5 protein-coding genes are annotated in these 6,294 nt (G+C 72.5%); 3 read left to right on the forward strand and 2 right to left on the reverse strand.

The genetic code is table 11. The features are described from left to right. The coding region (locus tag ABYX71_RS09740) for an ATP-grasp domain-containing protein (protein WP_372696306.1) at positions 1–610 on the forward strand (610 nt) is incomplete at its 5' end. Between the two features lie 6 nt (positions 611–616). Here ABYX71_RS09740 and ABYX71_RS09745 read toward each other — a convergent pair. Then, positions 617–1,513, reverse strand: coding sequence for a patatin-like phospholipase family protein (locus ABYX71_RS09745; RefSeq protein ID WP_372696307.1), 897 nt, complete (start codon positions 1,511–1,513; stop codon positions 617–619). Positions 1,514–1,651: 138 nt separating this feature from the next. Here ABYX71_RS09745 and ABYX71_RS09750 point away from each other — a divergent pair, with 138 nt between their 5' ends. Continuing rightward, complete coding sequence (locus ABYX71_RS09750; RefSeq protein WP_372696308.1) at positions 1,652–4,282, forward strand: AMP-binding protein; 2,631 nt, start codon at positions 1,652–1,654, stop codon at positions 4,280–4,282. Here the strand turns inward: ABYX71_RS09750 and ABYX71_RS09755 are convergent. Continuing rightward, on the reverse strand, positions 4,245–5,519 hold the full coding sequence (locus ABYX71_RS09755; protein ID WP_372696309.1) for an MFS transporter: 1,275 nt from the start codon (positions 5,517–5,519) through the stop codon (positions 4,245–4,247). The genes ABYX71_RS09750 and ABYX71_RS09755 overlap by 38 nt on opposite strands. A gap of 83 nt (positions 5,520–5,602) precedes the next feature. Here ABYX71_RS09755 and ABYX71_RS09760 point away from each other — a divergent pair. Further along, a partial coding sequence (locus ABYX71_RS09760) for an alpha/beta fold hydrolase (protein WP_372696310.1) occupies positions 5,603–6,294 on the forward strand: 692 nt, incomplete at its 3' end.

A 6,294-nucleotide genomic window follows, 5' to 3' on the forward strand; every position in this document is an offset into this window, starting at 1 on the left:
GGCGGCCATCGGCCACGCGCCGGCGGTGCTGGAAGCCTGGGTGAGCTACGAGCGCGAGATCTCGGTCATCCTTGGCCGCGGTCGCAACGGTGACATTGCCATCTATCCGGTGGCCGAGAACGAACACCGCCACCACGTGCTGCACATCACCCGCGCGCCGGCGCGGATCGCGCCGGCGGTGGCGGCCCGGGCGCGCGAACTCGGCGCGGCGGTGGCCGAGGCGCTGGGGCATGTCGGGGTCATGGCCATCGAGATGTTCCTGCTGCCGGACGGCGAGCTGCTGGTGAACGAGATCGCCCCGCGTACCCACAATTCGGGTCATTACACGCTGGGGGGCTGTGTCACCTCGCAGTTCGAGCAGCACCTGCGCGCCATCTGTGGCCTGCCGCTGGGCGACGTCACGCAGCCGCGCCCGGCGCTGATGCTGAACCTGCTGGGCGATCTGTGGCTGGACGAGGCGCCGCCGCTGGCGCACATCCTGGCTCACCCCGGCGCGCGCCTGCATCTTTACGGCAAGGCGCCACGCGCCGGACGCAAGCTCGGCCACGTGCTGGTGCTCGGCGATGACCTGGACGACGCCCAGGCCTGGGCCGACAGCATCGTGGGCTGAGACCGGTCAGGTCTCGGCCAGCAGATCCCGCAGCGCGGGCAGGACCGCCCGCATGGCGGCCTCGCCGGCGGCGATGGTTTCGGGCGCGCGGTTGAATTCCATGATGCCGACGTGGGTCAGGCGTGGCTGCACCAGGATGTCCGGCGGGTCGCCGGCCAGACGGGTGCGGGTGATCTGGTCCTGCATGATGTTGACCGAGCCGACCAGGACGTCGAAGTAACTGGGTTGGCGATGGTTCTCGCGCAGCAGCTGCGCCAGCAGGGAGCCGGCGCCGCCGCGCAGCAGGGTGCCCAGGTTGCGGCGGTCGCTGTCGCTGATGGGGGGTGCCGGCGGCTGGCGGTGACGCGCCGCGATACCGCCGTTGAGGTTCACCGCCAGTACCAGTTCGGCGCCCAGCGCCCGACACAGCGACACCGGCACCGGGTTCACCAGCCCGCCATCGAGCAGCCACTGGCCGTCCACCGACACCGGCGCCATCAGGCCCGGCAGGGCGGCCGAGGCGCGGATGGCGGTGGCCAGGTCGCCGCTGCGCAGCCACACCTCGCGCCCGCTGCCCAGTTCCGTGGCCACGGCGCCGTAGGCGGTGGCCAGCGTGTCGATGGCGTGGTGGCCGATCAGTTCGCCGAGTGTGCGGGCCAGGCGCTCGCCGGCAATCAGGCCGCCACCGGCCGGGCGCAGGTCCAGCTGGCCGAGCACGCCGCGCCAGGTCAGCGCACGCGCATAGGCCTCGAGTTCGCCCAGGCGGCCGGTCGCGTGGGCGGCGCCGACCACCGCGCCGATCGAGCTGCCACAGACCACGTGCGTTTCGATGCCGGCTTCGGCCAGCACGTTCAGGACGCCGATGTGTGCCCAGCCACGCGCCGCGCCGCTACCGAGCGCGATGCCGATGCGCGGGACAGTCACGGAAGTCGTCGGCAACGAGAGGGGCATGCGGGACACATTGGACCGCCGATGTGACACGGCCACAGCAGGGGCCGGGCGCTGTATTGCAGGGCGACTGCTATGGTACGCGTCCTCAGCCATCGGTCGGGAGGAGGACACGTGCCATTGACCATTGTGCCGGCGCCGGACCTGGTTGGCCTGACGCGGCAGCTGGGTGGATTCGGTGGGCGTCCGGCGTTGCGCTGGTTCGCCGATGCGGGCGAGCAGGCGCTCAGTTTCGGGCAGCTCGGGGAGCGCGTCGAGCAGGCGGCCGGCCACCTGGCGGGCGCCGGCCTGCGCCCGGGCGGGCGGGTGTTGCTGTTGGCCCACAGTGGCTTGCCATGGGCAGTGGCGGCGCTGGGTGTGTTGCGCGCCGGTGGCGTGCTGGTGCCGCTGGACGTGCATGCCGGTGACGAGCAGGTGCGCCACGTGCTGGCGGACGCAGACCCGGTGTTGGTGCTGGCCGATGTCGATCAGGCGCCGCGCCTGAATGATGGCGTTCCGCCGCTGCTGCTGATCGACGCCCTGACCGGCGGGCCGGACGCCGCCAGCCTGCCTGCGGCGGTGGATCCGGCCGAGGCGGCCGTCATGTTCTACACCTCCGGCACCACCGGGCCACCGAAAGGGGTGCCGTTGAGCCACGACAATCTGCTGTATCAACTGCGCACGGTGGCGGGCCTGGACCTGGCGCGGCCGGGGGACCGGGTGCTGCTGCCGCTGCCAATGCACCACGTGTATCCGTTCGTCATCGGCCTGTTGCTGCCCTTGGCAGCCGGCGTGACGGTTTTGCTGCCCGGTGCCGGCACCGGACCGGCCATCATGGCGGCGCTGCGCGCGGGTCGCGCCAGCGTGCTGATTGGCGTGCCGCGCCTGTACCGCGCGCTGCTGGAAGGTATCGAGGCTCGTCTCGACGGGCTGCCGCCGGCACGGCGGCGCCTGCTGCGGGCGCTGCGCGCAGTGGCTGGTCGTGCCGCCCGCCTGCGCCCGTCGCTGGCGCGGACCCTGCTGGCACCGCTGCACCGGCAGCTGGCGCCCGACCTGCGGCTGCTGGCCTGCGGCGGCGCGGCGCTGGAGGCCGATCTGGATGCCGCGCTGGGTGCGCTCGGCTGGCAGGTGGCGGTTGGCTACGGGCTGACCGAAACCTCGCCGCTGCTGACGCTGCGACCGCCGGGACGCGGCCGGCCGGGCAGCGCCGGGCGCCCGGTGCCCGGTACCGAGCTGCGCCTGGGGCAGGTGCCGGCCGGCGAGGACGACCTGCCGCCCGCCAGCGGGCTGATCGAGGTGCGCGGGTCGGGGGTGTTCGGGGGCTATTTCGGTCTGCCGCAGGCCGACCGGGAGGCGTTCACCCCGGACGGCTGGTTTCGTACCGGGGATCTCGGGTTGCTGGCCGACGATGGCAGCCTGCAGGTGCTGGGGCGTGGCTCGACGCTGATCGTCACCGAGAGCGGCAAGAACATCCAGCCCGAGGAAGTCGAGGCGGTTTACCAGGCCCATCCGTTGATTGCCGAGGCGGCGGTGTTGCAGGTCGACCGGCGCCTGGTGGCCCTGCTGGTGCCGCAGGGCGAGCCCGACACCGCCGCATTGCGCGCGGCGGTGTCGGCGCAGTCGCAGCAGCTGCCCAGTTACCAGCGTGTGGCGGCGTTCGCCGTGACCGGCGAACCGCTGGAGCGCACGGCGCTCGGCAAGCTGCGCCGGCATCTGTTGCCCGACCGCTACGAGGCGGCCCGTGCCGGGGCGGAAGCGGGCGGCCCGCCGCCGCTGTCGTCAGAGGACCGGACACTGCTGGCCGACCCGCGGGCACAGGCGGTGTGGGAATACCTGCGCCAGCGTTACGCCGGCCGTCACCTGACGCCGGACAGTCACATGCACCTGGACCTCGGTGTCGACTCGCTCGGCTGGCTGGACCTCGGGTTGCAGATTGCCTCGCGCAGCGGCGCGCAGCTCAACGAGGACGCCATCGGCCGCATCGACACCGTGCGCGACCTGCTGCACGAGGTGTGTCAGGCCGAAACGGCGCCGCCGGCGGGGCTGCTCGAGGACCCGCTGTCGGCGCTGGATACCGTCCAGCAGCGCTGGCTGCGCCCGCCACCGGTGTGGCTGTGGCCGGCGCGTGCGCTGTTGCTGGGGCTCGACTGGCTGGTGCTGCGGGGGGTGTTTCGCCTCACCGTGAGCGGTCGCGAGCGGCTGCCCGCCACAGGTCCGTTCCTGCTGGCGCCCAATCACGCCAGTTATCTCGACGCCCCGGCGCTGGCGGCGGCGCTCGGCCGCCGGGCACTCGGGCCGCTGTGCTGGGCCGGCTGGACCGGCATCATGCTCGGCGGGCCACTGATGCGCACGGTGTCGCGCCTGGCGCGGGTCCTGCCCATGGATGCCGAGCGGCGGGCGTTGTCGAGTCTTGCCTTCGGGCTGGCGGCGCTGCGCGCCGGCAATGCGCTGGTGTGGTTTCCGGAGGGGCGCCGTTCCCCGAGTGGCGCGCTGGAGCCGTTTCTGCCCGGCATCGGCCTGTTGCTGGAACACACCGACGTGCCGGTGGTGCCGGTGTTCATCGAAGGCGCCCATCGGGCCTGGCCAGTGCACCGGCGCTGGCCGCGGCCGCGACGTGTGCGCGTGCACTTCGGCGAACCTCTGCGGGCCACCGAACTGCTGGCCGCCGGTGCCGACGGCCCCCCGCGCGAGCGGGCGGCGCGGGCACTGCGCGCGCAGCTGCTGCGGCTTATTCGTGCCCGCGGGGGCGGTCTGCCGGCACCGTGAGCAGCAGCGCCAGCCCGGCCAGCCACAGCCCCAGGATGACGGCCATGCCGACGCGCTGGCTGCCCGAGTACAGCGTGGCCCAGCCCACCAGCAGCGGCCCGAGGAAGGCGGTGGCCTTGCCCGACAGCGTGAACAGGCCGAACAGCTGATTGCGCTGCTGCGGCGGCGCCATGCGCGCCAGCAGCGAGCGGCTGGCCGCCTGCGCCGGGCCGACGAACACGCCCAGCGCCAGTCCGGCGGCCCAGAAGCTGGCCACCGACTGCGCCAGCAGGGCCGCCGCGCCGCTGGCCAGCAGCGCCAGCAGGGCGATGACGATGGTGTTGCGGCTGCCGAGGCGGTCGTCGAGGTGCGCGAAGGCCGCCGCGCCCAGGCCGGCGGTGACGTTGAGCCCGATGCCGAACGCCAGCACCTGCGCTTCGGTCATGGCAAAGGTGCCGGCGGCGTACACGCCGCCGAAGGCGAACAGCGTGGCCAGCGCATCCGTGTACAGCATGCGGGCGACCAGAAAGCGCAGCAGCGCGCCCTGCCGGCGCAGGCCACGCAGGGTCTGCCACAGTTCGGCCAGGCTGGCGCGGATCTCCAGCCGTCCGGGCGGCGCGTCACGGCCCGGCAGGCGCGCGGTCAGCAGCGGCAGCGCAAACAGCGCGAACCAGGCCGCGGCCAGCACGAAGCTGGCGCGCACGTGGCTGGCGTCCTCGCGCGGCAGCGTCAGCCAGGCGCCCTCGCGCACCAGGCCGAACAGCGCCAGCAGCAGGCACAGCAGGCCGCCGGCGTAGCCAAGGCCCCAGCCCCAGCCGGACCAGCGACCGATCTGGCTGGCCGGCGCCAGGCGCGGCAGCAGGGCGTTGTAGAACACGCTGGCCAGTTCCATGCCCACCGCGGCGATGCCGACCAGCAGCAGCGGGATGATCAGGTTCGATGCCTGCGGCTGCACCCACCACAGTGCCGCGGTCGGCAGCACGCACAGCGCCGTCGCAGCCAGCAGCCAGCGGCGCTGGCCGCCGCCGTGATCGGCCAGCGCGCCGGCCACCGGGCCCAGCAGCGCCACCACCAGCCCGGCCAGGCCGACCGCCGTGCCCCACAGGGCGCTGCCGGTGACCGGATCCGGCGCCACCTGGCGGGTGAAGTAGGCGGCGAACACGAACGTCTCGATCACGGTCGGAAAGGCGCTGTTGGCAAAGTCATACAGTGCCCAGCGCCGCAGCAGCCCCGGCCGTGCCGGTGTCGTGCCGCTCAACGGCCGTCCGTCGATGGGGCGGCTATCATTGGCGGCTCGTGCCCTGTGACACACAACGTCATGAACACCGTGAGGAGTCTCCTGTGAGCAACGTCGTCGAAGAAAAGATCCAGTCGGGCGCCATCACCAGCCACGTGCTGCTGGCCGGCGACCCCAAGAACCCACCGGCCCTGCTGCTGCACGGTGCCGGCCCGGGCGCCACCGCGGCTTCCAACTGGATGCGTTGCGCGCCGGACCTGGCCAAGCACTACTACGTCATCGCGCCGGACCTGACCGGCTTCGGTCAGACCGAACTGCCGGCCGAACTGCCGACGCACATTCTCGGCTGGATCGGCGCGCGGGTGGAACAGATGCTGAGCCTGCTGGACACCATGGGTGTCGAACGGGCGCACGTGGTCGGCAATTCCATGGGCGGCGCGCTGACGCTGCACATGCTGGTGCAGGCGCCGCAGCGGTTCGACAAGGTGTTGCTGATGGGTGCCATCGGTGCGCCGCACCGCTGGACCTACGAGATGCACCGCCTGCTGGCGTTCTATGACGACCCGCGCATCGCCCGCTACCGCGAGATGATGCACAGCTTCGTGCACGATCCGGCCGCCGTGCCGGAACTGGAGAACATCGTGCAGCAGCGCTTCGCCACGGCCACCGACCCCAAGGTGCAGGCAGTGCAGGAGAACATGTTCGCCGCCATGCGCGTAGGCATGGACCAGCTGATCGTGCCGGAAGTGGTGCTGTCGCGCCTGCCGCACGAGGTGTGCATCGTGCACGGTCGCCA

The sequence above is a fragment of the Immundisolibacter sp. genome (assembly GCF_041625615.1).
Taxonomy (GTDB): domain Bacteria; phylum Pseudomonadota; class Gammaproteobacteria; order Immundisolibacterales; family Immundisolibacteraceae; genus Immundisolibacter.